This window comes from Planotetraspora phitsanulokensis (assembly GCF_016863295.1).
GTDB classification, from domain to species: domain Bacteria; phylum Actinomycetota; class Actinomycetes; order Streptosporangiales; family Streptosporangiaceae; genus Planotetraspora; species Planotetraspora phitsanulokensis.
In genome coordinates, this window is record NZ_BOOP01000078.1 from 1 (window position 1) to 1,287 (window position 1,287).

Annotated in this window: 1 protein-coding gene; it reads left to right on the forward strand. The window is 66.6% G+C overall.

What is annotated here, in order from left to right; translation table 11 throughout:
• The first annotated feature begins 32 nt into the window (after positions 1-32).
• A complete protein-coding gene (locus Pph01_RS42435) occupies positions 33-1,253 on the forward strand; it encodes an IS30 family transposase (RefSeq protein WP_373315721.1) in 1,221 nt (406 codons plus the stop codon).
• The last annotated feature ends 34 nt before the right edge of the window (positions 1,254-1,287 follow it).

The following is a 1,287-nucleotide window of genomic DNA, read 5'->3' on the forward strand; positions in this document are numbered from 1 at the left end:
GGTCGTCGCAACACCCCAGCTCGGGGAGTGCGATGGACTTCGAGATCCGCAAGATCCGGACCCCGCAAGGGCGGAAGAAGCTGACTGCAGAGCGGGAGGAATACTTCCGCCTCATGGATCAAGGCTTCAGCAGCCTAGAGGCGTGTCGGATCGTGGGTATCAACTCCCGCACCGGGAAACGGTGGCGGAATGGCTGGAAGCCATCAGGCACGAGAAAGGGGGCACCGCCCATCGCGCGGGTGGTGGCCCCTTCCGGGCCGTCCCGGTATCTGCGCGAGGACGAGCGGATCCACATCGCTGATCGTCTGCGGGAGAAGGTATCGATCCGCGAAATCGCACGTGAGCTGGGCCGTGCCCCGTCCACGGTCAGCCGGGAGGTCCGCCGCAACCGGCACCCCACCAGCGGGCAGCACCGGCCGCATGCGGCCCAGGCCCGCGCCGACTCCCGCCGGCCGCGGCCCAAACCGAGCAAGATCGGCCAGAACCCCGAGCTGAGGGCATACATTCAGGACCACCTGCATAAACGCTGGAGTCCCGAGCAGATCTGCCAGAGCCTGCGCAGGCGCTTTTCTGACCGGCCGGAGATGCATGTGTGCCACGAGACGATCTACCAGGCGCTCTACGTTCAGGGCCGCGGAGAGCTGCGCCGCGAACTGGCCCGAGCCCTGCGCACCGGCCGTGCGATGCGCAAGCCTCGCCGCCTGGCTCAGCAGCGTCAGCCTCGCTACAGCGCACCCATGGTGATGATCAGCGAGCGGCCCGCCGAGATCGAAGACCGGGCCGTGCCTGGACATTGGGAAGGCGACCTGATCATCGGCAAGAATCACGCGTCGGCCATCGGCACCCTGGTCGAGCGCACCACCCGCTACGTGATGCTCGTCCACCTGCCCATCGACCGCAGCGCCGAACGGATGCGCGACGCCCTGATCACCACCATGCAGACGCTCCCGGCCCACCTCAAGCGCTCCCTGACCTGGGACCAGGGCAGCGAGATGGGCCGCCACCACGAGTTCACCATGGCCGCTGACATGCCCGTCTACTTCTGCGACCCGGCCAGCCCGTGGCAACGCGGCTCGAATGAGAACACCAACGGCCTACTGCGCCAGTACTTCCCCAAAGGCATCGACCTGTCGGTCCACACCCGCGAACACCTCGACGCCGTCGCCGCTGAACTCAACGCCAGACCAAGAAAGACGCTCGACTGGGATACCCCAGCCGAGCGTCTCGCTATGCTCCTCGCCACCAGCAACTGATCACCGGTGTTGCGACGACCCCTAGAAAGCGCCA